The 23,651-nt window shown below is 70.6% G+C and carries 22 protein-coding genes and 1 pseudogene; 11 read left to right on the forward strand and 12 right to left on the reverse strand.

Annotated elements, in window-relative coordinates; all coding sequences use genetic code 11:
* Positions 1-76: 76 nt before the first annotated feature.
* Together QNO09_RS31530 and QNO09_RS31535 are read right to left on the reverse strand one after the other, a co-directional pair.
* Positions 77-395 (reverse strand): annotated as a pseudogene (locus QNO09_RS31530) (hypothetical protein); the annotation flags it as partial.
* A 123-nt stretch (positions 396-518) separates the two neighbouring features.
* Positions 519-1,445, reverse strand: a complete 927-nt coding sequence (locus tag QNO09_RS31535; RefSeq protein WP_283973663.1) for a LysR family transcriptional regulator — start codon at positions 1,443-1,445, stop codon at positions 519-521.
* Between the two features lie 121 nt (positions 1,446-1,566).
* Between QNO09_RS31535 and QNO09_RS31540 the strand changes: the two genes are divergently transcribed.
* The 3 genes from QNO09_RS31540 (at position 1,567) to QNO09_RS31550 (ending at position 3,863) form a co-directional block, all read left to right on the forward strand.
* Positions 1,567-1,752 carry a hypothetical protein gene (locus tag QNO09_RS31540; protein ID WP_283973664.1) on the forward strand — a complete coding sequence of 62 codons (186 nt, stop codon included), beginning with the start codon at positions 1,567-1,569 and terminating at the stop codon, positions 1,750-1,752.
* Positions 1,749-2,390 (forward strand): hemerythrin domain-containing protein, encoded by a 642-nt coding sequence (locus QNO09_RS31545; RefSeq protein WP_283973665.1) that lies wholly within the window; start codon positions 1,749-1,751, stop codon positions 2,388-2,390. The genes QNO09_RS31540 and QNO09_RS31545 overlap by 4 nt, the downstream gene beginning before the upstream one ends.
* A 243-nt stretch (positions 2,391-2,633) precedes the next feature.
* Positions 2,634-3,863: a serine hydrolase domain-containing protein gene (locus QNO09_RS31550; protein WP_283973666.1), complete on the forward strand. Its 1,230-nt coding sequence runs from the start codon at positions 2,634-2,636 to the stop codon at positions 3,861-3,863.
* A 386-nt stretch (positions 3,864-4,249) separates the two neighbouring features.
* Here QNO09_RS31550 and QNO09_RS31555 read toward each other — a convergent pair whose 3' ends face one another.
* The 6 genes from QNO09_RS31555 to QNO09_RS31580 all read right to left on the reverse strand — a co-directional run bounded on the left by QNO09_RS31555 (position 4,250) and on the right by QNO09_RS31580 (position 8,422).
* Positions 4,250-4,579 (reverse strand): hypothetical protein, encoded by a 330-nt coding sequence (locus QNO09_RS31555; RefSeq protein ID WP_062929070.1) that lies wholly within the window; start codon positions 4,577-4,579, stop codon positions 4,250-4,252.
* A 457-nt stretch (positions 4,580-5,036) separates the two neighbouring features.
* Positions 5,037-5,351 carry a hypothetical protein gene (locus tag QNO09_RS31560; RefSeq protein WP_184561047.1) on the reverse strand — a complete coding sequence of 105 codons (315 nt, stop codon included), beginning with the start codon at positions 5,349-5,351 and terminating at the stop codon, positions 5,037-5,039.
* 622 nt (positions 5,352-5,973) lie between these two features.
* Entirely contained in the window at positions 5,974-6,276 is a 303-nt protein-coding gene (locus QNO09_RS31565; protein ID WP_283973667.1) for a hypothetical protein, read from the reverse strand.
* A gap of 326 nt (positions 6,277-6,602) precedes the next feature.
* Entirely contained in the window at positions 6,603-7,469 is an 867-nt protein-coding gene (locus QNO09_RS31570; RefSeq protein WP_283973668.1) for a tyrosinase family protein, read from the reverse strand.
* Positions 7,453-7,911, reverse strand: coding sequence for a tyrosinase family oxidase copper chaperone (locus QNO09_RS31575; RefSeq protein WP_283973669.1), 459 nt, complete (start codon positions 7,909-7,911; stop codon positions 7,453-7,455). The genes QNO09_RS31570 and QNO09_RS31575 overlap by 17 nt, the downstream gene beginning before the upstream one ends.
* A gap of 226 nt (positions 7,912-8,137) precedes the next feature.
* A complete protein-coding gene (locus QNO09_RS31580) occupies positions 8,138-8,422 on the reverse strand; it encodes a hypothetical protein (RefSeq protein ID WP_451521800.1) in 285 nt (94 codons plus the stop codon).
* Positions 8,423-9,244: 822 nt separating this feature from the next.
* Between QNO09_RS31580 and QNO09_RS31585 the strand changes: the two genes are divergently transcribed.
* From QNO09_RS31585 to QNO09_RS31620, 8 genes are read left to right on the forward strand one after another with little or no spacing between them, the layout of a single operon-like run.
* Complete coding sequence (locus tag QNO09_RS31585) at positions 9,245-10,423, forward strand: glycosyltransferase family 4 protein (RefSeq protein WP_283973670.1); 1,179 nt, start codon at positions 9,245-9,247, stop codon at positions 10,421-10,423.
* On the forward strand, positions 10,420-11,883 hold the full coding sequence (locus QNO09_RS31590; RefSeq protein WP_283973671.1) for an exopolysaccharide biosynthesis polyprenyl glycosylphosphotransferase: 1,464 nt from the start codon (positions 10,420-10,422) through the stop codon (positions 11,881-11,883). Before QNO09_RS31585 ends, QNO09_RS31590 begins: the two co-directional genes overlap by 4 nt.
* A 6-nt stretch (positions 11,884-11,889) precedes the next feature.
* Positions 11,890-13,248, forward strand: a complete 1,359-nt coding sequence (locus QNO09_RS31595) for an O-antigen ligase family protein (RefSeq protein WP_283973672.1) — start codon at positions 11,890-11,892, stop codon at positions 13,246-13,248.
* Entirely contained in the window at positions 13,245-14,894 is a 1,650-nt protein-coding gene (murJ, locus tag QNO09_RS31600) for a murein biosynthesis integral membrane protein MurJ (protein WP_283973673.1), read from the forward strand. Before QNO09_RS31595 ends, murJ begins: the two co-directional genes overlap by 4 nt.
* Positions 14,878-15,645, forward strand: coding sequence for a polysaccharide deacetylase family protein (locus tag QNO09_RS31605; protein ID WP_283973674.1), 768 nt, complete (start codon positions 14,878-14,880; stop codon positions 15,643-15,645). The genes murJ and QNO09_RS31605 overlap by 17 nt, the downstream gene beginning before the upstream one ends.
* An 18-nt stretch (positions 15,646-15,663) precedes the next feature.
* Positions 15,664-16,836, forward strand: coding sequence for a glycosyltransferase (locus QNO09_RS31610; RefSeq protein WP_283973742.1), 1,173 nt, complete (start codon positions 15,664-15,666; stop codon positions 16,834-16,836).
* Positions 16,833-17,516, forward strand: a complete 684-nt coding sequence (locus QNO09_RS31615; protein ID WP_502962369.1) for a YveK family protein — start codon at positions 16,833-16,835, stop codon at positions 17,514-17,516. Before QNO09_RS31610 ends, QNO09_RS31615 begins: the two co-directional genes overlap by 4 nt.
* 5 nt (positions 17,517-17,521) lie before the next feature.
* Positions 17,522-18,664, forward strand: coding sequence for a GNAT family N-acetyltransferase (locus QNO09_RS31620; protein WP_283973744.1), 1,143 nt, complete (start codon positions 17,522-17,524; stop codon positions 18,662-18,664).
* A 34-nt stretch (positions 18,665-18,698) separates the two neighbouring features.
* Here QNO09_RS31620 and QNO09_RS31625 read toward each other — a convergent pair whose 3' ends face one another.
* The 4 genes from QNO09_RS31625 to QNO09_RS31640 form a co-directional block, all read right to left on the reverse strand.
* Positions 18,699-19,970: a glycoside hydrolase family 26 protein gene (locus QNO09_RS31625; protein WP_283973675.1), complete on the reverse strand. Its 1,272-nt coding sequence runs from the start codon at positions 19,968-19,970 to the stop codon at positions 18,699-18,701.
* A gap of 219 nt (positions 19,971-20,189) precedes the next feature.
* Positions 20,190-20,933, reverse strand: a complete 744-nt coding sequence (locus QNO09_RS31630; protein WP_283973676.1) for a hypothetical protein — start codon at positions 20,931-20,933, stop codon at positions 20,190-20,192.
* Between the two features lie 749 nt (positions 20,934-21,682).
* Positions 21,683-22,072 (reverse strand): hypothetical protein, encoded by a 390-nt coding sequence (locus QNO09_RS31635; RefSeq protein ID WP_283973677.1) that lies wholly within the window; start codon positions 22,070-22,072, stop codon positions 21,683-21,685.
* 910 nt (positions 22,073-22,982) lie between these two features.
* Positions 22,983-23,327, reverse strand: coding sequence for a hypothetical protein (locus QNO09_RS31640; RefSeq protein ID WP_283973678.1), 345 nt, complete (start codon positions 23,325-23,327; stop codon positions 22,983-22,985).
* Between the last annotated feature and the right edge of the window lie 324 nt (positions 23,328-23,651).

Here is a 23,651-nt window from a genome sequence, read left to right on the forward strand (position 1 = left end):
AGACAGCCAAACGCGCTGAATCGATCAAGGAGCACCGAGCTCAGCGAGGATAAACGCCAAGCTTAGCTTCCCAAGCTCAGAGCGCGGGTTCGATTCCCGTCATCCGCTCTTCAAAGAAGGCCCAGGTCAGCGACCTGGGCCTTCGTCGCTGTCTAGACCGACTCAGGCGCCCCCCACCACTTGGCTCCTGCGCGGCCTGCTCAGCGGCCTTTTCGCGGGCGACGCGCACCATCTCGTCCAGCCCGTCGGCGACCTCCCGCCTTCTCTGAGGACTGGCCGATCCGCACCATCGTGTCCTTCAGCGTCGCTCCGGCCCGCGTCGACAGGGTGTGCCCTGTGTGGCGAAGGTCGTAGAACCTGAACCACTTCGGCAGGCCGACCCTCAGCCGGGGTCGTAAGACGCACGTCGAAGCGCTCGGGACGAGGCGGCACGACGACGGCGAGGCGGCCCCGGCGTCACGCGCCCGCGACCCTGCGCGCTGGCGGAATTCGGACCTCGCTCCTCTGTACCAGGCCATTCACAGACGAGACGTACCGAGGCTGCGCACCACCTCCGCGAGGGCGCGAATGAGGTCGTTCTCGGTCTCGCTGCGCCACACCAGGGCGTACGGCAGGGCCGGCATGTCAGGGAGCGGCAGCCACCGGATGTGGGACATGGCCCAGTACTTGGTGACGTGGGCAGGGAACGTGTGGACGATCTCGCCGGTGCCGACGAGATTGATCAGGGCGTCAGCGGTGGTGACGGTTTCGACGCGTTCGATGGATCTGCCTTGGGAGGTCTGGAAGGGCAGGTACGCGTCCTCCCAGTAGTCCAGCATCTGGGGGGCCGTGGCATGCGGGAAGTCGGCGACCGCCTCCAGCGATACGGAGGATCGTTCCGCCAACTCGTGGTCGCTGGAGACGGCGAGCACGCGCGGGTCGCGGAACAGGATCGGACCCACGGTGAGGTCGGGTTCCTCCACGGGCAGCCAGGCGACCAGGACGTCCATCTCCCCGGCGCGGAGCCGGCCGAACGGATCGACGTAGGAGGCTTGGCGCACCTGAAGCTGCCATTGGGGGTGGCGAGCCCGGAAGACTCGCCAATGGGGGTGCAGATCAGGCAGGTTGAAGGGCATCATGCCGATGCGCAGCGTGGCGGTGACGCCCTGAGCTGCGAGCCGGGCCCGTTCCAAGCTCGCCAGCAGATTCGCGTACACCGGCTTCAGATCGTCTCGGAGGAGTTGGCCCAGCGGTGTCAATCGGATGTCGCGACGGCTGGAGCGGTCGAACAGCTCGCCGCCGAGGCGGCGTTCCTGCTGCTTGATCGCCTGACTCACACGCGCCTGACTCACGTGCAGCCGCGCGGCGGTACGCCCGAAGTGCAGCTCCTCTGTGAGCGTCAGAAAGATCTCGATGTCCCGTACTTCCACGATGCCCCCGCCCCGCGTCCTCACGTTCCCCGACATAACCCTCCGGTTATCGGGGCCATTCCAGATCCGGCGTTGATCACGTCCACCGCCCCGAGGGAGCCTTGAAGCCACCGGAGAGCGACGCGCCGAACGGCGCCTGCTCACAGGAGATTTCACCATGCAGACACGTATGAAGGACCTGGCAGTCGTGCTCCCGGACGGCAAGGCGCCCTTCTTCACCGACGCCGAGCGGGCGACGATGCGTCTGGCGGAAGCGGTCACCCGCCCCGCGGGCACCACCTGGGGGCTGAGCTGGCCGACGGGACACGGGCGCGGTCACGAGCAAGGAACGAGGACGCGATGAACGACCGGCTCGACATGACCGTGATGTACGCGATGCACCACGCGCTTCGGCGCGACCTCCAGCACGTCGCCCGCATCACCTCGCGCGCCGATCGCCACCCGGGCGAGGCCCTGCGTGCCGCCGCGGGCTGGGACCTTCTCAAGGTGGCTCTGCACGTCCACCACCGCGCCGAGGACGACGCCCTGTGGCCGGCCCTGCGCGGCAACCTCACCGGGAGGCCCGACGACCTCGCCCTCCTGGAGGCGATGGAGGCCGAGCACGCGGCCCTCGATCCGCTGGTCGAAGCGCTCGACAAGGCCCTGGCGGACCCGGGAACGACGCCTAACCTGGTCGGCGACCTCGCGGACTCCCTCGTCACGGGCCTGACCGGGCACCTCGCCCACGAGGAGGAAGCAGCGCTTCCGCTCGTCCAAGAGGTCGTCACGCCGGTGCAGTGGGCCCACTTCGGCCAGGTCCACGCCCAGCGGATCGGCCCCGACGCGCCCCGGCTCCTGCCCTGGCTCCTGGACGACGCCGACGAGAGGACGATCACGAAGATGCTGGCCCCCCTGCCCGGGCCGGCACGCCATGCCTACGAGCACCAGTGGCGGCCGGCCTACACGGCGCTCGCCCCGTGGGCCGGAACCCCTGTGGCCTGACCCGGCCCTGTGGAACATCAGCACCGCCCAGGCGGCGGACGCGAACTCGGCGGGTTCTGTCCCATCCAGCGCTGACTCGCGGATGCTCTCCCGCTCGGTCTCCCTTTGTCTCCGCCATCGCGGCGAAGAACGCCGACAGCAGCTTCCCGGGGCCGGTGGGGTCGTAGATGCCGGGCAAGGGACCGGCGGCGCCACGCCGGGGCGGGTCTTGAAGATCGAACACTGTACGCAAGGAGATTCATCATGAGACAAAGCAACAGCGGCTTCTCCGAAGCAGGGCTGCGCAGGATGCGCGACGTGCTGGCGCGGTATGTCGAGTCCGGGAAGATTCCGGGGCTGGTCGCGCTGGTCAGCCGGGGCGAGGAGACGCACGCCGAAGCGCTCGGGACGATACGCCACGACGGCGGCCCGCCGATGCGCCGGGACACGATCTTCCGGATGGCCTCGACGTCCAAGCCGGTCGGGATGTCGGCGGCGATGATCCTTCTCGACGAGTGCAGGCTGCGGCTGGACGACCTGGTGGATCCGTGGCTGCCCGAACTCGCCGACCGTCAGGTGCTGAAGCGGATCGACGGCCCGCTGGACGACACCGTGCCAGCGCGGCGGCCCATCACCGTACGGGACGTGCTGACCTCCACGTTCGGGCTCGGCATGGATATGACGTCGCTGGGAACTCCGATCATGAACGCGGTCTTCGAGCAGGGGCTCACGCCCAATCTGCCGACGCCGATGCCCGAGCCGGACGAGTGGATGCGCCGCCTCGGCGCGCTGCCGCTGATGCACCAGCCCGGAGAGCGCTGGCAGTACCACATCGCCAGCGATCTCCTCGGCGTGCTCGTCGCCAGGGTCACCGGCCAGTCGTACGAGACGTTCCTGCGCGAACGCATCTTCGACCCCCTGGGCATGAAGGACACCGGTTTCCACGTGCCCGCCGACAAGATCGACCGGCTGCCGCCCCTCTACGCCCCCGACCCGCAGAGCGGAGAGTTCCACGTGTGGGACGAGGCCAAGGGCGGCCGCCACAGCCAGCCTCCGGCGTTCCAGGGCGGCGGCGGCGGACTGAACTCCACCGCCGACGACTACCACGCCTACTTCCGAATGCTGCTCAATGGCGGGATGCACGGGACCGAGCGGATCCTGTCCCGGGCCGCCGTCAACCTGATGACCACCAACCGCCTCGCGCCCGAGCAGCAAGCCGCCCGACACGCCATGGCCGTCAACAACGTCCATGTGTCCTTCGGTCAAGGGCAGCACGGCGGCTGGGGCTTCGGGATGGCGGTGCGCACCTACCGCGGCGACTACGCGCCCGTCGGCCAGTTCGGCTGGGACGGCGGAAGCGGCACCTCGACCTACGCCGACCCGGAAAACCAGATCACCGGAATCCTGCTCACCCAGGTCGGGACATCCGTCCCGGACCCGGCGCGGCTCTTCCACGATTTCTGGACCACGGTCTACCAGGCGATCGACGACTGACACCGAGCCGGCGTCCCGGTCCCGGTACGCCCGAGGGTGAGAGATCCCCTCGGGCGACCCCGACCTTCAGCAAGGACGCGGTAGGCCGGGAAGACGCCAGAGATGCTTTGGAGCTCGCCGAAGCGCTGCTCGACTACATCTACGTCTTCACCGCCAAGTATGCAGAGTTTCAAATGCGTCGATCGACGACCCCAGGCGGCAGCCCCGCTGGCAGCCCTTGAAGATCTCCACCGTCTGATGGGCGTGCATGACATCCCCGGCTGACATCAACGACGCCGGACAGGGGCGTACATCAGCGCCCTTGTCCGGCCGTCGCACCAGTCCGCAACAGCACCCGAAGCAGGCTCGGACCGAACTCCTAAAGCGGTGCTCAGCCTCTACACCGCTCAGGACGAGGACGTGAAGCCAGTGGACTGGTCGAGGTGGAACGATGAGCCCGGAACCGTCGGAGTCCAACCCTCACGCAAGGCAAGCCGAACAGCCGCGGCTACACCGGACGGCAGTACCGGCTCAGCCTCGCGGCCGACCCAGTTGCTCGGATGCGGCTGGTCGGTGATGACCACGAGCGTCGACTCCGGAGTGTTCGCATGCTCCACCGCGAACGTACACGGCGACCAGGCCAGCCCCTGGCAGTACGTCGGCCGGCCCCTCAGCCGCCAGCGGTAGACCGTGCCGTCGACAACGATCCGTCGCGATCCCTTGCCGACCAGTGCCATGACTCCCCCTTCAACAGCGAAGATGCTAGCGAGCCCGGCCCCACCGGCCGTCTCAGTTTCCGTCTCATTCAGCGCCGTTCATGGCCGTTCAGGCGGGACCCCGGAGCCGTCCCCACACTGGCGGCCGACCGCTCATGTACGCAGGTGAACGCCCCCGCACAAGCCCAGCCCCCCACCAACACAGTTGGAAAGCGTGTTGGTGGGGCACCGTAGCGACTGGTCCTGTTTCAGCTGCTCGTCGCCGATCCCCGACGCTCTGGCCCCACGCCACGCCAATCGATCCACGGCACTTCCACCTGCGCCGGGTCGATCTCCAGCCCGGCGCGGCCTGAGAAGCACGCGGCCCTGAAGAGGGCGAAGGCGGGACCGGCTGTGTTCGTCTGCGCTGATGGCGGCAGGCCATTGCGCATCTCGGCGCCCGCATCGAAGCACCGGCCGCGTGCCTGAGCGGGTGGGTTCAGAAGATCGGCGTCTGCGCTTCGATATCGGTGAGTCCTTCCTCCATGGTCAGCGACGGCAGCACGCGGACGCGGTTCCATTGGGGGAGGCGAGACTCCGTCAGCAAGCGGTCGACGTTCTCTACCTTGTCGGACTGTACGACCACGACAATCGTGTGTTCACGGTTGACGAAGGGGCCGGCCACGATCTCGACGCCTGCCTTCTGGGCGAGGTTCGGGATATCAGGGGCGGTCTGCAGCATCAGGTCGCGCGTTGTCGCGTTAGAGGTCGGACAGACCTCCGGGGTGTGGGTCGCGATCAGGACGAAATGCATCTCGAGGTTCCCTTCCACTCGAGGGCCCTTGATCTCAGTCTAAGCCGCCCCGAGGTGCTCCGCGATCGGCGATCCCGGCTCCGGCAGGCGGAGGGAGGGTTCACGCCCAGAGGTTCCGTATCGGGGATCGCATGGGTTTGTTCGAGGCACTGCGTAACGCGGTAAGCCGACGCTCATAACGGTGCTGGCTGGGCCGTCCCTGGGCCGTCCGAGGCCGCTCGGCAGTGGCCAATGACGACCAACGACGACCACTCAGGCACCCGGGAACGCCGCCCGGACCAGCGAGAACCCAGCTCCCCGAGATCACCGACAAGACCCAGGGCAAGAAGAAGGCTCCGCCAGCGCCACTAGTCAGTGTGGGGTGTCTTGGGAAAGGTCGCCCCTCCAGGGTGGTGGCCAGGGAACTGACTCCGCTATGCGCACCCCTCGCACACCGAGGCCAGCTCGAGCCAGTTCCAAGAAGTGCTGCCGTGCCTGTCGGAAGTCCTCGTACGCCTGCTCCCAGCCCCCCCCCTGCCCTCTTGTCGGAAGCTCACGGGCCAACCACTCCAGATGCCACAGGCAGTGATTCAGCCTGACAGCGGCCGTGTTCGTCTTGGCGTCCCCCAGCAGCCACACTGTCTCAGCGAGCGCCGAGCGCTGCACCTCCAGCCTCTGCCACTTCGGCGAGAACCTCATCGGTGGGCTCCAGCGGCGCTGCCCCACTGACAGCAATGCCCTTGGCGACCGCGATCCGCCGGTAACGGTGCGCGAGGTCCTTCACGACGTGGGCGTACTCGGCATACGCGTTCAGACGACGCTCATCCCACCGGACGGACTGCTCGCGGCGCCATCGTGCCTTCTCCACGATCATGGTTGTCGCCATCGACAGGACGGCGCCCAACGCCACGCCGAACAACGTTGCCAGTTGACCAGTCAGACTCATGAGTGCTTCCTAACCCACCGGCCCAAGCGTCAACCGTAGGCCGAGCGGGCGTCACGGTCCGTCAGTTGAGGCCTCATTCAGCGCAATGAAGGCGTGCCACAACCGACGGCCAGGCGGTCGAGAACATCCGTCCCTTTCCGGCCGGTTCGCCCGTGCGGCTCCTGGCGCCCCATTGAGGTGTGCGGCCGGTGACGCCCTGCCCGGCGGTCACAGCGCCCGCGTCGACGGCGGCTGCAGCCGCGAAGCCCTGCTGTACGCGCCCTCGGGGCCGGCGGCACTCGTTCGTGCCGCACACGCGACCGGAACCCGTACTCGGCTCGTACGGACTACGCGTAACGGTAGATGCGGCTGTGGTCCTCCAACTCGTCCGGTGTGACGTCCCACGGCGGCATCCTCTCGTGCCGCGCGACGACTCGGCCGTGTTGTGCGTCCCCCTGGCCGAGCGGTTTCGCGGGGAGATAGCGGGCGCCCGGGTGCCGCTGCTGCCAGCGGAACCAGAGAAGGTCCACGAAGGCGTGATGCAACCAGAAGACGGGGTCGTTGACGGATGCGCCGCCCATCATGTGGCCGCCGACCCAACGGTGGACCCGGTTGTGGGTGCGCCAGGAGGTGGAGCCCCGCCCGGGCCCCCAGCCCTCCAGCTTGTTGCGGAAACCTTTGGCCGATCTGGAGTTCCACGGTGCCGTGTCGTAGACGGGATCGTTGAGCACCCCTTTCAGGTCCCCGGCCGTGGGCAACGCGATCGGGTCCCTGGGACGGCCCAGGTCACGGGTGAGGTAGTCCGTGTCGGTGATCCCGACCTTGATCGTCCACCTGCCGTGGCGGTAGGCGAAGGGGCCGGACATCACCTGCCGGTCGGAAGGCCGCCCGGTGCCGCCGAGCAGGTCATCGGTCCACGGTACGCCCCTCGGCGTGCGATCGCGCGTCCAGTCCCAGTACGGGAGCGTCACCGACTCGTCCACGCGGCGCAGCGCGTTCTCCACATCCAGCAGGAACCTGCGATGCCAGGGCAGGAAGGACGGCGCCATGTGGGCGGCACGCAGGCCGCCCTCACCATCGGGTGTGTAGTACTCGATGTGCGTGCGCACGAACTCGTCGTACTCGCCACGCCGTTTGAGTTCCAGCAGGGCGTTGACGAGCCGTCTCCGTTCGGACCGGGTCAGCGTGCTGACGTCCTTACGTGTGTACACCATGGCGGTGCTCCCCCTCGAGGCCCTTGTTTCCGTCCGCCGTTCGACTCTCCTGCGTACGACTGCCCCGGTCACCCGGTGTGCCCAGCCGTGCGACGGGGCCGAGTTCGTCGACGGCAGCGCGCGCGGCGGCGAGCGGGGTCGCGTACGACTGGTAGTGGTCGACCATGCTCATCCAGCTGCCGTCCGCCCTGCGCATCAGATGCAACGGCCGCCCGTCCACGGTGACGTGCCACCCGCTCGGGCCGACCTCCCCGGACCGCCCGGAGTCGTCCCTGACACCGGCGATGCGGCGCCCGCGATAGGTCTCGTCGAACCGTTCCTCCTCTCCGGCCGGTCCCGGTGCCTTCCCCGCCGGTCCCGACCCCCCCGGGGCCGACTCCGACGCCACCAGGGCCGAGGGGAGAGCCACCGCGAACGGCACCGCGAGCAGTCCCCACAGCACCCGGCGTCGCGCCGTGGTCCTGGCGGGGTGGACGGCCGGCGACTTCGCCGCAGGACAGACGGGGCCGGTTGCCTCGGGTGTGGGCGCCGCGGGGCGCGCTGGTTGTGGGTGCAGTGGTTCACCGGTTCTCAATGCCTGGCTCCTCCTTCGCCCTGACAGGCGGTCCGCGTGACACGTGCACGACGGGCCGATCCCATGTGCGGTGCATTCGGCCCGGGCATACCTCTCAGCGCTGCGCCTGCGGTCCGGGGACCAGCCGAGCGCTCCCGCGGTCGAGGGGGCGCTTCTTCGCCTTGACAGCGCTGGGCAGGGACTCTCCGTTCTCCGTGTCGAGCGCCTCCGGCCGGTAGGTCGCCAGCCGCTGGCCGGCCTGCTGCACAGCCTTGGTCACCTCTTCGGGGTGGTCGGCGGTCTGGACCTTCGGCGCGTCGAGAGCGACAGCGGGAGCGGCGGCACCGGCCATGACCAGAGACCCGACAACGAGGGCGGCAGCCTTCAGAGGCTTCATCATGTTCCTTTCCGGGGCGACTCGAAAGTCACCAGGGGGACTGCTTCACCCCCTGCAACGAGGCCTGGGCTAAGCGGAAACCCCGCGCGCGGAAAACTACGGCGACTCACACGAAAGGTCACCCGAACGAAGGGCCTGTCTCATCCGCCTTTCTCATCCCCGCATGAGCGGGGAAAGACATGGTCCGGCTGTCGGTACAAAGAAACGTCGTACCGGATGCCGCAGGGCCGGTACGACGCCCGGGCAGGTCTGCCCGCTTTCACCTCAGGCACCTGCCCCGTGCTCAGGAAGGCGACGGCAGGCCAGGCACGGTCGGCAGGCTGCCCAGGAGACCTGAGACGGTGGTCCCGAGTCCTGCGCCGAGACCGCGATCGCGGGCACGACGCCGGGCGTCACGAGGGTCGCTGGAGTGATCGAGTTCGAATTGGGGGTGGCGGCGGCCCTGGTGACGGTGACCCTGGTGACGGCTTTGGCGGCGTCACCGAGCTTGGCAGCCTCCGCGGCGGGACAGGGGGGAGGCGTCCCGGCCGGGATTGACCGACCGTCAGTCGGTACGCCTGACGCAAACTCGATGCTCCTTGAATGGGTGTGTCCGCCTTGCCCTTTATGGGCGATATACGGGTATAGAGTGACGCATCGAACCACGCGACAACCTGATGTTTCCCGTGAAGGAGAAACGCCGCTCATGCATCACTCCCAAGGCCTCTCCGCCGCGGCGCACAGGGCGGTCCGCCCGCCTGACGGACCGTCACGGCAGGACAGTCGTCCTCAGGGTTGTCCCGCACGGTGATGACCGGCTGGCTTTCCGAATCATCACGCGGTGCGATGCCGCAGGAAGTCTCACCGCGCGTCCTCCACATCACCCAGCCGGTGGACGGCGGTGTCGCCGGCATGGTCACCGAACTGGTGCGCGCCCAGCGGGCGGCCGGTTTCGACGTGACGGTCGCGTGCCCCGACAGCGGCCTGCGGCAGGTGTTGCGGGAACTGGGTGCGGACGTACGGCACTGGCCCGCCGTACGGGCGCCGGGACCGTCGCTTGCCGGTGAGGTGCTCCGGCTCGCCCGCGTCGTCGAACAGGTGCGGCCCGATGTGCTGCACGCGCACAGCGCCAAGGCCGGACTCGCGGCCCGGATGGCGGTGAGGGGTCGGATCCCGACGGTGTTCCAGCCGCACGCCTGGTCGTTCGAGGCGGTCGGCGGGGTCGCCGCGGCGGCCGCCACGGCATGGGAACGGTGGGCGGCACGCTGGACCACCCGCGTGCTGTGCGTCAGCGAGGCTGAGCGCGCGCGAGGCCAGCGCGCCGGAGTGTGCGCCCACTGGCGGGTGATCCCCAACGGCATCGATCCGGTGCGTTTCCACCCCGCCCCGGTCGCCGCCGTACGCCCGGTCCTGGCTCCACTCGCGGACCTCGATCCGGCCGCTTTGCTGGTGGTCTGCGTGGGGCGGCTATGCCGGCAGAAAGGGCAGGACGTGCTGCTCGAGGCGTGGCCCTCGGTGTTGCGGCGGGTGCCCGCAGCCCGGCTGGTACTCGTCGGGGACGGTCCGCAGGAGCGGCCGCTGCGGTCCGGCGCTCCCGAGGGCGTGCTGTTCACCGGGGCCGTCGCCGATGTCGTCCCCTGGTACCAGGCCGCCGACCTGGTGGTTCTGCCGTCCCGTTGGGAAGGCATGGCGCTCGCCCCGCTGGAGGCGATGGCGTGCGGGCGTCCCATGGTGGTCACGGATGTGGCCGGAGCGCGCGAGAGTCTGCCGCCCGGTCACGGAACGCACTGTCTGGTGCCCGCGGGCCGGCCGGGCCCGTTGGCCGACGCGCTCACCAGGACACTTCTCGACCCGCTGCTGCGCGAGTCCCTCGCAGCCCAGGGGCGCCGCCACGTTCTGGCCGCGCACGACGTGCGGAGCTCGGCCGAGGCCGTCGCGGACCTCTACCGCGAACTGCTCACCCTCCGGCGCCCGGTGACCCGTCGCGCGGAACCCACCGAGTGCAGGGAGTCGATCCGCTCGTGACCACCGAACGTACCGTCCCTCACCCTGGTGGCCTGCCACCGGACCGGGCATTGCCGCCTCTCTCGGTCATCCACCCGCGTGGCACCGGCGTCGCCTGGCTCCCCGCCGGCCGGCGGGGAGCCAGGCGACGCGCCACCGGGCTGCCCCTGCTCGTCGCGGACGCGGTCGCCGCGCTCACCGCCGCCCCCGTACTCCCGCATCCCCTGTTGACCGCACCGCTGCTGCTCACCGTCCTCTGTCTGAACGCGAGGGCGGCTCTGTACCGTCCCGCCGCCGTGCCCGCAGTCCTCGACGAACTCCCCACCGTCTGCGCACGGATCACGGTGAGCTGGTGTGCGCTCGCGGCCGTGGTCGCGGCACTCTCCCCCGCACACACCCTGTCCGCACGCACGATGCTGTCCGGCTGCATCCTGCACGTGACGGCAAGTTGGGCGGGCCGCGGCGCGGCGCACTGGTACCGCCGCCGGACGCTGGCCCACCATCCCGCCGCGGCCCTCGTCGTCGGCCCGGCCGACATCGCCCGGCGAGTGGCCGCCGCCTTCCTGCGCCACCCCGGGTGCGGCCTCAGGCCGGTCGGTGTCCTCTCCGACAGCGGAGCCTGCGGCGAGGGGCTGCCGGTGCTCAGCACGGACGAGGAGGCGCAGCGGGCCGTCCTCCAGAACAGCGTGGGGGCCATCCTCATCGTGGGCCCCACAGGCCAACACACCGCGTTGCTGGCCAAGCTGGCCGAGACGGGCTGCGTGCTCTGGGAGGTCGACGCAGCCCTGCCGGCACACCACCTGGCCGGGGGCGCGGCGTACGAGGAACGCATGCCGGGCCGCCGGTCCCGGCGCGAGCGGATCGCGGGCTTCTCCTGCCGTCGCCTGGAAGGCGGGCGACGCCCCGACAACCCTGCCAAGCGGAGCCTCGATGTCCTGGTCTCCGGGCTCCTGCTCCTCCTCACCGCCCCGGTCCTGGTGGCCTGCGCGGTCGTGCTGCGGGTCAGCGACGGGCCCCGGGTCGTCTTCCACCAGGAACGCGTAGGCAGGGACGGCCGCCCCTTCACGCTGCTGAAGTTCCGCACCCATCGACCGGTCGATCCGCACGAGGCGGCGACCCGCTGGAGCGTGGCGGGCGAGCAGAACATGAGCCGCTTCTGCCGCTTCCTGCGCCGCACCTCCCTCGACGAGCTGCCCCAGCTGTGGAACGTCTTCCGGGGTGACATGACACTGGTCGGGCCGCGCCCGGAACGGCCTTACTTCGCCGGTGTGTTCAGTCAGACGTACCCCGGTTACACCGCCCGCCACCGCATGCGGACCGGCCTCACCGGGCTGGCCCAGATCCACGGGCTGCGCGGCGACACCTCCATCGAGGACCGCACCCGGTTCGACAACGCGTACATCGACGACTGGTCGCTGTGGCAGGACGTCTGCATCCTGCTGCGCACCGCCGCCGTGCTGGTCCGGCCAACGGGGAGCTGAACACCGGTGAGCCACGCATGCGCCCTGCCCGCCGCCCGCCGACTGACACCCGTCCTGCCGGTGATCGCGGTGATCGCCCTGCTGGCGCTGCCCGTCGCACCGGGCGGGGAGAGCGGCGCGACCCCCGCCGACGCCGCCTCCGGTGCCGTCGTACTGTGCTGCGTCGCACGTCTGCTGTACCACCGGCGGCGCCCCCTGTCGCCCACTGCCGCCGTGATCCTGGGCCTGCCCGTGGTGGGGATCGCGGTCGCGGCAACGGGAGCCGCGGGACCGGACACGGCGGTCACGGGCTTCTCGCGCTATCTGCAGATCTTCGTCCTCGTCCCGGCCGCCGTCATGCTGCTCGTCCGCGACCGGCGAGACGTCCGACTGCTGGCCTGGTCGGTGGTGGCGCTCGCGGTGTGGCAGGGAGCCGTCGGAGTGCACCAGTACGCGACCGGGACCGGCGCCTCGTACATGGGCCGGGAGATCCGCGCCGTCGGCACCTTCGGCCCCGGCGACATCATGGGGATGGCGACCGTGGTCGCCTTCGGGCTGGTGTGCGCGGTGGGGCTGGCGCTGGGCCCGGCACCGGTATGCAGGGGGCACCTCCCCGCTCGAGCGGAGCCGAGGGCTTGGGGGCGGGTGTGGGCCCTGGTGTGCGCGCTGCTGCTGGTGGTGCCGCTGGCGGTGTCCTTCAGCCGGGGCGCGTGGATCGCGACGGCCCTCGCCTGTACGGCGCAACTGGTCCTGGCCGGCCCGCGACGCGCGGTCAGGGTGGGCGCGGTCGCGACCGCCGTCGCCGTGATCCTCGTCGGCGGGTTCGGTGTCGGTTCCGCGCTGCTTCAGGAAAGGTTCAGCAGCATCGGGCAGGTCGCCGACGCTCCCGACCAGTCGGTCTCCGACCGGTACGCCCTGTGGGCGGCAGCCGCCGGCATGTGGCGCGAGCGGCCGCTGACCGGCATCGGCCTCAAGGGCTACCCCGAGCACCGCGACGGGCACGCCTCGCTGGCGCTGTCGTCGGGCAGCGACACGGAGGGCGCGGGCGCGGCGTACCGGAAGCAGCCGCTGCTGTCACCGCACAACATGTACCTGCTGGTGCTGGGCGAACAGGGGCTGATCGGACTGCTGACGCTGGCGGGGAGCTGGCTGGCGCTGCTGGTGCTGGGGCTGCGCCGACTGGCGCGGGCCCGGCGAGCGAGGGATCCCGGGCTCGACTGCGCGCTCGTCGCCTGGGGCCTGCTGGTCTGGCACCTGATCAACTTCGCGTACGCCGACATCGGCGGCCCCTCGACCGTGCTCACGGCCGTCTGCCTCGGCCTGTCGGCATGGTGGGCGCTGGCTGGTCCCGCCCCGACCGGCCCCGAGGAGGCGGCGGCACGATGACCGTCACCCCGCCACGGGCTGGGGACGCCGCCGTCCCCCTGGCGCGCGCCGGCGCCGAGGGCCCGCAGGCAAGCGGCGCCGGGCCCGTCTCGCGGGGCTTCCTCGCCAGGGCCGCCCTCGTCACCGTCGCCCTCTCCCTGGCCGGTGCTCTGCTGGGCCTCGGCCGGGACCAGGCGCTGGCCCACCTCTTCGGAGCGGGGAGCGAGACGGACGCCTTCCTGGTCGCCTGGACCGTGCCCGAGTTCGCGGCGACGCTGCTGATCGAGGACGGGCTGGCCTTCGTGCTCGTACCGGCGTTCAGCGCGGTCCTGGCCCGCCGAGCCCAGGACGGCACGGGCGACCCGGTGCGCGCCCTGGTCCGCGGCACGCTGCCGCGTCTGGCACTGGCGTTCTCCGTGGCGTCGGCCCTGGTCGTCTGGGGGGCACCGTACCTGGTCCAAGTGCTGGCGCCGGGGCTCGCAGACCCCGGGCTCGCTGTGGACTGCACCCGGTTGACCGGCACCTGCGTCCTGACCTTCGGCCTGGCCGGCTACTGCAGCGCGGCCCTGCGCGCGCACCGCCGGTTCGTCGCGCCGGCGGCCATCTACGTCGCCTACAACGCCGCCATCATCACGGCGATGTTCGTCCTCGGCGCACGCTGGGGCGTACGGGCGGCGGCTATCGGCGTGGCCGTGGGCGGTGCACTCATGGTCGTCACCCAACTTCCGTCGCTGCTACGACGGTTGCGTCGCGTGCCGACAGCCGCAGAGACAGCCGCGGCAGCCAGGGAGACATCGCGGCACTCGGTGAACCTCGCCCTCGTCGCCACCGTCCTGCTCTTCGCCCTGTGCCGCCAGTCCCAGGTCCTCATCGAGCGTTTCCTGGCCTCCTCGCTCCCCGCCGGCGCCATCTCGCATCTGAACTATGCCCAGAAGGTGGCTCAGATGCCGATGGTGCTCGCCCTGATGCTGTGTACGGTCACCTTCCCGGTGGTGTCGCAGGCGCTGGCCCAGGGCGACACCGAGCGGGCCCGCGACCGCGTCGAGCGGGACCTGAGGGCGGTGTCCTCCTTCGTGCTGCTCGGCACCGCGGCCGTCGTCGCCTGCGCTCCGCAGCTCGTCCACATCCTGTTCCAGCGAGGCGCGTTCACCGCGCAGGACGCCGCGGCCACCGCCGCCGTCATGCGCGTGTACGCGCTCGGGCTGCTCGGCCACGCCCTGGTGGGCGCGCTCGTCCGGTCGTATTTCGCGGCGGGGCGGCCCACCTGGTACCCGGTGGCCGCGATGACCGCCGGGATCGTCGCCACCTCGTGGATCGGCGCGGCAACGGCCGGCTCGTGGGGCGTCCTGGGGATCACCGCGGGCAACGCGGTCGGCATCACCCTCACCGCCCTGATTTTGCTCTACGGCATGGAAACGCGCGGCGTGCCGATCCGCATCCGGCCGCTGCTGGCCGCGATGGGCAGGCCGCTGCGCGCGGCGGCGGTCGCCTGCGGTGTGGGCGGGTTCTGCGCGAGCCTCGCCGACTCCCCCACCCTCGGATTCGCGGCCGGTGGCACGGTCGTGGCCGTCGTCTTTTTCCTGCTCGCTCGAGTGCCGGGCGAGCAACGCCTGACATCCGCACTCCGCACCGTCACCCGGAGGCTTCCGCATGCCCGTTTCCGCTGACCACGGCCCTTCCACCGCCCCCCGTCCCGACCGGCTCCGGCGCAGACCGGGCCCGCCCCCCTGGGTGGCGATGTACCACTCCGTCGGCGACTGCTCCGACGACCCGTACCGCGTCACCGTCTCACCCGGCCGCCTGGACCGGCAGCTCGGCTGGCTCCGCCGCCGGGGCCTGCGCGGCGTCGGTGTGCATGAGCTGCTCGCCGCGCGCGCCCGGGGAGAGGGACAGGGCCTGGTGGGGCTGACCTTCGACGACGGGTACGCAGACTTCCTCACGCACGCTCTGCCGCTGCTGCGCCGTCACGCCTGCAGCGCCACTCTGTTCGTGCTGCCGGGCAGGCTGGGCGGCGAGAACGCCTGGGATCCGGATGGTCCACGCAAGCCACTGCTGTCGGCGGAGGGCATCCGGCGCGCCGCCGCCGAGGGCGTCGAGATCGGCTCGCACGGTCTCACGCACGTGGACCTGACCCGGACCGACGATGCCCTGCTCCGCGCCGAGGTGAGGGACAGCCGAGCAGCGCTCCGCGAGGTGACCGGGGCAGACGTCCACGGCTTCTGCTACCCGTACGGACGGCTGGACCGCCGCGCCGTCGGCGCCGTACGGGACGCGGGATACAGCTACGCCTGCGCCACCGGCCCCGGTGACCTGTGCGGCCTTTTCGCCCTTCCCCGCGTCCACATCGGCGAACGGGACACTGCCTGGCGGCTGCGCCTCAAGCAGCTGCTGCGCCGCCACTCGGTCGAGGGAGTGTGAGCCTCCACCATGTCCGGGCTGAAGGTCCTGCAGATCATCACCGGCCTCGGCGTCGGCGGTGCCGAACAGCAACTCCGGTTGCTGCTGCGCCACCTGCCCGTCGAGTGCGACGTCGTGGCGCTCACCAACCCCGGTGCGGTCGCCGAGAGCCTGAGGGCGGACGGTGTCCGCGTCATCCACCTCGGCATGTCCGGCAACCGCGACCTGTCCGCTCTGCCCCGTCTGGTCCGCCTGATCCGGTCCGGCCGCTACGACCTCGTACACACCCACCTCTACCGGGCCTGCGTGTACGGCAGGATCGCCGCGCGCCTGGCGGGCGTCCGGGCAGTGGTGGCCACCGAACACTCCCTCGGCGGCACACAACTGGAAGGTCGCGCCCTGAGCGTCGGCGTGCGCGCGCTGTACCTGGCCAGCGAGCGGCTGGGCCATGCCACGGTCGCGGTCTCGCCCACGGTGGCCGACCGGCTCCGGCGCTGGGGTGTGCCCGGGCCGCGCATCGAGGTCGTGCCCAACGGCATCGATGTGGCCCGCTTCCGCTTCGACCCGGTCATCCGAGAGTGCACCCGCCGCCGGCTCGGACTGCCACAGGACGCGTACGTCGTCGGCGGCGTCGGCCGGCTGACCGCGGGCAAGCGGTTCGGCGTCCTGATCGGCGCCCTGGCTCGGCTTCCCCGCGATCATCGGCTCCTGCTGGTCGGCGGTGGCCCGGAGGAGAACGCGCTGCGCCGCACCGCCCAGCGGGCCGGGGTAGCCGACCGGGTGCTGTTCACCGGCGAACGGCCCTACGACGCCGACGGTGCTCGCGGATTCGATCTGCCGTCGCTGACCTCGGCGATGGACGTGCTCGCCTCGTCAAGCGCCGAGGAGGCCTTCGGACTCGCCGTCGTGGAGGGCCTGGCGGCGGGGCTGCCGGTTCTGTACGCCTCCTGTCCCGCGATCGACGACCTGCCGCCTGGACTCACCACCGCCGCCCGCCGGGTGACGGGCGGTCCGGGCACGTTCGCTCGCGCCCTGGCCGAGACCCGCGCCCTGACCTTGGCCGGGCGGTCGCACCCACCGACCCGTCCCGTGTCCGCTGCCGCCCGCCATTACTGCATCACGCGCAGCGCCGCACAGCTCATGAACGTGTACGCCGCCGCAGTCTCCTGCTCGCCCGCTTCACGACCACCCCTGGGAGTGACCGACCGATGACCTCGATGACCTCCACGGCCGAATATCCGACAAGCCCGGCGACCAAGCCCCGGCGGCGTCCGCTGCTGAGGCGGCTCAAAGCGCTGCCGCCGTGGTCCCTGCTCGCGGTCGGTGCCCTCGCCGGAGGCCTCGCCGGAGGCGCGTACGGCGCCCTCACGCCGCCCGCCTACTCAGCCACCGCGTACGTCGTCGCCGTACCGAGCGCCGAGTCGGACCCGCAGTCCGCGCTCGGCTTCGCCCAGGCGTATGGCCGCATCGCCACGCAGCTGGCGGTCCTCGGGGACGCCCAGGTGTGGGCGGGCGTGCCGGTGCGGACGCTGCGCGACAGCGTGCGGTCGGCGACCTCCCCGGACGCCCCGATGGTGTCCCTGACGGCCACCTCGACGCGCGCCGATCTCGCCACCGACATGGCCAACGCCGTCTCGCGCTCGGTGATCGAGTACGCCAAGGACACCAAGGGCGCCACGCACATCGAACTCCTGCAGTTCTCCCGGGCCGTCAAGCCCACCGAGCCGTCCTCGGCGCCCCCGGCGCTGACGGGCCTGGTGGGTGCCAGTGCGGGCGGCCTGCTGGGGGGCCTCGCGCTGCTGGCCCGCCCTCGTCCCACCGCCGTCGGCGCTGCCCGCCCGGTCGCCGTGCCCGGCCCGGCCACCGCTGCCGACACCGAAGGGCAGCCGTGAGCGGCGTGCTACGGGCGGAGACTGCGACCCTGCCGACCGGCATCGGTACTCTGCGTGCCGAACTGTGCACCGATGAAGAGCAGTTCGCCGCACTGGGGCCCGTCTGGGAGCGTCTCTACCGCAGATGCGGGGCGGCCACCCCGTTTCAGAGTCACGCCTGGCTCCACTCGTGGTGGATCTCGTACGGCAGACCGGGCCGGCTGCGGCTGGTGCTGGTGCGCGACACGGCAGGCGGCGAACTTCGCGCGGCGGCACCGCTGATGTGGGCCGGACACCCGCTGCCCCGGCTCGTTCCGCTCGGCGGGGCGATCTCCGACTACGGGGACGTACTGCTCGACGACGAACACGCGGACCGAGCGGCGACCGCACTCGCCGAGACGCTCTCGGCCGCCGCCCACACCGCCCTGATCGACTTCCGCGAGGTTCGACCGGGCGGCGCAGCAGAACGGGTGTACGAACGCTGGCGCGGCCCCCGGCGGCGGTTGACCGACTCGGTGTGCCTGGAGCTGCCCGCCCGCCCGATGGACGAGTTGCTCAGCCGGTTGCCGGCCGGGCGGGCGCAGCGGATCCGCACCAAGATCCGCAAGCTCGACCAGCTCGGAGTCGAGCACCGCTTCGTCCCGCCTGACGAGGTGGGCTCGGCCCTGCGCACCATGCTGGAACTGCACCGCCTCCAGTGGCAGGACCGCAGGGTGACCACCGAGCACCTCCGACCCCGCTTCCATGAGCACCTGGCCCGCTCGCTCGGCCCGCTGGTGCGGTCCGGGGACGCCCGGGTGACCGAGTTCCGGGTCGGCGGTGAGGTACTCGCCGTCGACGTGACCCTGCTCTCCCGAGGGCTGGCGGGCACCTATCTGTACGGCGCCCATCCGCGGCTGCGGGACCGGAAGGCGGACGTCGCCACCATGCTGCTGCGCGCCTGCGCCGATCACGTGGCCGGCGGCGAGTTCCTGGTGCTGAGCCTGCTGCGCGGGGCCGAGTCGTACAAGTCCCGCTGGCGCCCGGACGCCGTGGCCAACCAGAGGCTGCTGCTGGCCCGGCGGCGCACCGCCCCCCTGCTGTCGGCGGTCGCCTGCGAGGCCGCCGCACGCGACCGGGGCAGAGAACTCGTGCGCGGCTGGGCGGAACGCGCCGGCGGGAAGGCCTGAGCCGCCACCGCGGTGAGCCGATGAGGCCGATGAGTCACCGAGCCCAGAGGAACCACCACAGGGACGACCACCAGTCGCGGCGGACGCAGACCTGCCCACCGAGCCAGTGCTCGGTCCAGTCGCCCAGTCCCGTCGGCGAGCACCCGTGGGCGGGCAGCGGCTCCGGGGTGGTCTCGGGCACAGGCGCCGGTACCGGCACCGGATTCGGTACCGACGCAGGAGTCGGCACGGGCTCGGTGCGTCCGTAGAGCGTGGACCGGTACACCGCGGCCGCCTTCGGGTTCCGCCGGCACTGCCACACACCGTGCGGGCAGTAGTCGGTGAGGGTGTTGTACAGCGGCTTGTGCTCGTCGATCCAGGCGAGCATGCGCCGCATGTACTCCGGGTTGTCGCCGTTGCGGAACAGGCCCCACTCCGGATACGACACGGGCTTGCCGTGCGCCTTCGCGAAGTCCACGTGTGCCCGCAGCCCGTACGGCTCCGCCACCTGCACGTCGAACGACATTCCCTGCGGCTGGTCGTAGGTGTCCATGCCGATGATGTCGACCGTGCCGTCCCCCGGATAGCACTGCGTCCAGGGAACCGTGTCGCGCCCGCGGCTCGGAGTGAAGTCGAACCGGAACCTCTGGCCCGGCACCGAGCGCATCGCGCCGACGATCCTGTTCCAGTACGCCTTCCACGCCTCCGGGTCCGGCCCGCACCGATGCGTGTACGTCGTGCCGTTCATCTCCCAGCCGAGCACCAGGACGGTGTCCGGCACCCTCAACCCGACCAGGCGCTCCGCCAGGCGGCGGTAGTGCGCGTCGAACTCCCCGGCCGCGCCCCGGCGCAGCAGCGCCCGTACCTCGTCATCGGAGAGGTCCTCCTCGTTGCGCTCCAGCATGGGCACGTTGAGGACGAGGATCCGGTCGCCCCTCTCCCGGCGCCAGTCCGCCCAGGCGTCGAGGAAACGGGGGGCGCCCTCGATGTTGCTCCAGAGGTCGCCCGGGAGGTAGGTGTGCCCCACACGTAGATCGGCCCCGCCCAGCCACCGGCTGAGCCAGGCCAGCCGGGCCACGCCTTGGGGACCGTAGTGGAGGTAGGCGCCGGTGGCGGGGAGCGGGGCCGTTTCGCCAGGAAGTGCGGGTGGTCCAAGCGAAGCAGACGATTCACCGCCGGCCGTCGCCGTCAGCACCGGTCTCGTGGCGGCCCTCTCCTCCCCGGTCCCCACCGCGTGCCCCGGTCCCGACACCAGGGCGGCCGACACGGCGATACCCGCGACGGCATACACAAGCGATCTGCTGCGGAACCGTCGCTGTGCGGCCATGGCTGCTCCTTCGTCCGCTCCTCGGCAGCAGCCGCAGCGCGTGCCGCCCCGTTCAGTCGTGTCCACTCCACTGATCAGTCATATGTATGTCCGCTGCGCTCGTTGCGTGCTGGGACTGCGCCCAGCCCGACCAGTCCGACCACGCGCACGAGTGAGGGTTTCGCCACATGCCCGGGTGCCGGACGCTGTGCGTCCGGCACCCGGAGGGAGGTGGAGCCACTACCGGCGGGAGATCGCCCGGCCCCTCCGGTACAGGACGACGCCGCTCGCCGTAAGGATCGCGGCGAGCCACGAGGCCACGAGCACCTGCTGCTCACTGCCGGTTTCGGCAAGGGAGGGCGGCTCAGTGCGGGGCTCTTCGCCGGGCGTGGATGACGTCGGAGGCTGCGTCGGTGGGGTCGTGGGCGTTGACGTCGGCGGCTGGGGCTTCACCGGCGGCTTGGTGCTCGGCGGCGGGCTGGTCGGCGGCTGCTTGGTCGGCGGCGTAGTCGGGGCGTCGCCGTAACCGGGCTCGTCGTCACCGTAGCCGCCCCCGTCGTCGCCGTAACCGGCGTCATCCCCGTAACCGGCCGCGTCGTCGCCATAGCCGCCTTCGTCGCCGTAACCGGCCCCGTCAGCGCCAGAGCCGCTTTCGTCGCCGTAACCGGCCTCGTCGTCGCCATAGCCGCCTTCGTCGCCGTAACCGGCCTCGTCAGCGCCGGCGGAAGCACCTGCGTCGCTTCGGCCGAAGCGCCTGAAGTTCTCGCTGCTGTCAAAGTTGCGGACGGCAGCGTGCGGGTTCGGGCCGGCATCGCAGTGCTTCTCGAAGGACGGGTCCGGTGAGGCACCCGTGTCGCTCGGACTACCGCAGGCATTCGCGGGAACGTCGGACCGGGAGTCCGCGAACGCAGCGCCACCGTACAGGGGCAGGATGCTCGTCGCGGCGGCGGCCACCAACAATGCCCTGCTCAGGTTCTGTCGCAATCTCGTCGTCTTCCTGCTCGAAGGACTGGTGGACCGGGCTGTGGAGCCCGAGGTACAGGATCAGGGCCGGCCCCCCGACAGCCAGTCGACCGCTGTGCCGACAACGGCTCGCCGTCTCCGGACGGCAGGTGCTGTGGATTTCTCAAGGCTGTCGCGCACCGGAATCAAGGGAGGTGCCTGCGGCTGCAACCGGAACGGTGAAGCCTCGTGCCCGTTCGACCGGCCACTCGCTTGTCAGGCCTTCCCCCTCCTCCCACGACTTCGCCGGGGAGCGGCTTCACGCCTGCCGTAGTTTCGCCGCCGCTTGATTTTCTGACTTGTCAGGTGGTGCGATCCGGTGAAATGCCAATACCGGCAGCATGGGCACTGATAGATCCGGTCCGGAATCCGCTCCAACAGCGGCTGTCTGACCAACCACGCGCGAGCCCCGCCCTCGGTGCGGAACGATGCCTTGCCCGTCTCCGGACAACGCGGCAGGACGATCGTCTCACTCATTTCCCCTCCGGGGTGCGCTCACTTTCGCAATCGCCTGAGGCCCGACAATTTCGGCTATCAGCACCCCGTGAAGCAGAAAGCGCCTCTCCCGCAGCAGATTTGGATGCTGCCCCATCCGCCGGTCAGGGAGAGACGCCTTCAGCTTTGGTCACGATTCCTCGGAAATCGTGAATGGCTACCCGTGACCGCCGGACGGGACTCGAACAGTCACCATCCAGGATCGAAGTCCGGGAGCTCTGTTTGTTCCGCAGACGTCACACAGCGGGCGCCGGGGCGGGCACCGGGGCGGGCGCCGGGGCCGCACCGAGCAGGCCACCGAGGTCCACCGTGATCTCGAGCCCGGTCTCAGCGTCGGCCTCGGCCTCGGCCTCGGCCTCGTTGTCGTTGACGTTGACGTTCTCGTTCTCGTTGTCGTTCTCGATGTCGTTGGTGTTGGTGTTGAAGATGTTGATGTCGCCGAACTGGCAGTTCGGGAGCGAGCCGTCACCGGTCACGTCCCGGTCCGCCTCCGCCTCGGTGTTGCCGCAGACGTACGGGTCGTCCGAACCGTGGCTCGTACCGGCGCTGGCGGCCGAGGCGGAACCGGCAACGATGGCCACCGCAGCGAGGGCCGAGGCGGCACCCAACTTCATGCTCTTGCGCATTGAATCTCTCCGTTTCGGTCCTTCTCCGTTGGAAGAACGGAACCGATATTGCCCCAACTCCGAACCACACACCACTTGAGAGGGCCCTACCCCCCCAACTTCATCCAAATGGCCCCGCATGACGGGTGATATGAATTACACAAAGCGCAGGTCACGGCGCCTCGACCAGCCAGGAGAGCGGTGATGCACCGGCCGGGAAACGGAGTTGAATAGGCGCCTTGTCTTCGCCTGCTGCTTGAAAGCGGAGCCGGGGGCGCATTCACCTGTCGCCCCGGCACCGGCTCGAACGCATCGATAGCCTGAGGTTCGCGCAGACCTGTGGCCCGGTGCACTGAGGCTCGGCCCAGTGGATGGTGAGGGCGTGAGGGAGCAGCCAACCCGTCGATGCGGGAGACGTTCGCCTCGCGGGCCGGTGCGTCCCGGTACGGTGGCGGAACCCACTCGGCGATCGCCGTCACGAGTTGCGCCCCGCACACGTCATCGCGCCCACGCCTGGCAGCTTCTCCGGCATGCCGCACACCCCGCGCCGGTCACGGGATCATGAACCCGGCCGGCGCATGCGCGAAGCAGGAATCCCGTGGGAGGACATCAGCGCCAAACCGGGCGGGCCCCGGTTCCGGACCGGGCGCGGCAGTTCACGGAGAGTCAGGCGGTCGTGGCGACGGGAAGCCAGCCGGTGAGCACCCCCACGTCGCGCAGGGAGCGGCGGGGCGGCCCAGGTGGCCCCTGGAGGCGGTCAACCACGACGGGATCGACGGTACTCACCGTCGCAGCGGCTCTGGGACCGGTGCCGGTCCCAGGGGCCGGTGGCACGCCGACGGCCGCCGCCCGGTCCTTGCGGATCGTGAAGGGGCGGCGGCCGTGTTTGTTCAGGTGGATGTCGCAGAGGGGTGCCGACGAGGGCGCACCGTCAGCCGCTGCAGATCGTGATGCTCTTGCCGTCGGTCTGCAGAGTGGCGCAGACCCGCTCGACCTTCGGCACGGTGATGCTGACGGTGCGCTGCACACCGGCCTTGACGCCGATCTCGGCGTTCGCGAGTTCGGTGTCACCCGCGGAGATCCTTACACCGACAGTCCGCGCCGTGGCACAGGTGGCGCTGACGTTGATGGTGCTGGTTTCGGTGTTGCTGATCTTCTGAAGCCCGACGTCGCAGGGGAAGTCCTGCTGCACGGCGGCCTGAGCGGGCGCGGCGATCCACAGCGGTGCGGAAGCAAGGAGGGCGGTGGCCGCCGAACGGAGCATGAGGTGAGGCATGAGTCCTTCCACGTTGTTTCTGGGGCAGACCACCACAGGTGACCTGCCCTCGACCAAGGCGCCTGGAGATCCCTTATGCGCCTTTCGGGGGAGATGCGACCACGGGCCCATGGGCCCCGCAACCCGCCACGCCCGGCTTCTGCCGGGCTCCGCCTCGCGGGTGACCGGTGTTCGTGTTCTTCTCGCGTGTGTGTGCGGGGCTTGACGAGTTGGAACTCGCGGAGGGAATCGGCGCGGGAGCCGCCTGGTTCACGCAAGGACGGTTCATGCCTGCCGACGCGGCCGCGGCCCCTCGGACCGATGAGCCGCCGTGGCCCGAACACA

It is taken from the genome of Streptomyces sp. 378, from assembly GCF_030124145.1.
Lineage (GTDB): Bacteria > Actinomycetota > Actinomycetes > Streptomycetales > Streptomycetaceae > Streptomyces.

Coding starts and splice junctions, on each gene's coding strand:
- QNO09_RS31535 (WP_283973663.1), bottom strand. CDS start 1,445: ATGTCGGGGAACGTGAGGACGCGGGGCGGGGGCATCGTGGAAGTACGG.
- QNO09_RS31540 (WP_283973664.1), top strand. CDS start 1,567: ATGCAGACACGTATGAAGGACCTGGCAGTCGTGCTCCCGGACGGCAAG.
- QNO09_RS31545 (WP_283973665.1), top strand. CDS start 1,749: ATGAACGACCGGCTCGACATGACCGTGATGTACGCGATGCACCACGCG.
- QNO09_RS31550 (WP_283973666.1), top strand. CDS start 2,634: ATGAGACAAAGCAACAGCGGCTTCTCCGAAGCAGGGCTGCGCAGGATG.
- QNO09_RS31555 (WP_062929070.1), bottom strand. CDS start 4,579: ATGGCACTGGTCGGCAAGGGATCGCGACGGATCGTTGTCGACGGCACG.
- QNO09_RS31560 (WP_184561047.1), bottom strand. CDS start 5,351: ATGCATTTCGTCCTGATCGCGACCCACACCCCGGAGGTCTGTCCGACC.
- QNO09_RS31565 (WP_283973667.1), bottom strand. CDS start 6,276: ATGAGTCTGACTGGTCAACTGGCAACGTTGTTCGGCGTGGCGTTGGGC.
- QNO09_RS31570 (WP_283973668.1), bottom strand. CDS start 7,469: ATGGTGTACACACGTAAGGACGTCAGCACGCTGACCCGGTCCGAACGG.
- QNO09_RS31580 (WP_451521800.1), bottom strand. CDS start 8,422: ATGATGAAGCCTCTGAAGGCTGCCGCCCTCGTTGTCGGGTCTCTGGTC.
- QNO09_RS31585 (WP_283973670.1), top strand. CDS start 9,245: ATGCCGCAGGAAGTCTCACCGCGCGTCCTCCACATCACCCAGCCGGTG.
- murJ (WP_283973673.1), top strand. CDS start 13,245: ATGACCGTCACCCCGCCACGGGCTGGGGACGCCGCCGTCCCCCTGGCG.
- QNO09_RS31605 (WP_283973674.1), top strand. CDS start 14,878: ATGCCCGTTTCCGCTGACCACGGCCCTTCCACCGCCCCCCGTCCCGAC.
- QNO09_RS31615 (WP_502962369.1), top strand. CDS start 16,833: ATGACCTCGATGACCTCCACGGCCGAATATCCGACAAGCCCGGCGACC.
- QNO09_RS31625 (WP_283973675.1), bottom strand. CDS start 19,970: ATGGCCGCACAGCGACGGTTCCGCAGCAGATCGCTTGTGTATGCCGTC.
- QNO09_RS31635 (WP_283973677.1), bottom strand. CDS start 22,072: ATGCGCAAGAGCATGAAGTTGGGTGCCGCCTCGGCCCTCGCTGCGGTG.
- QNO09_RS31640 (WP_283973678.1), bottom strand. CDS start 23,327: ATGCCTCACCTCATGCTCCGTTCGGCGGCCACCGCCCTCCTTGCTTCC.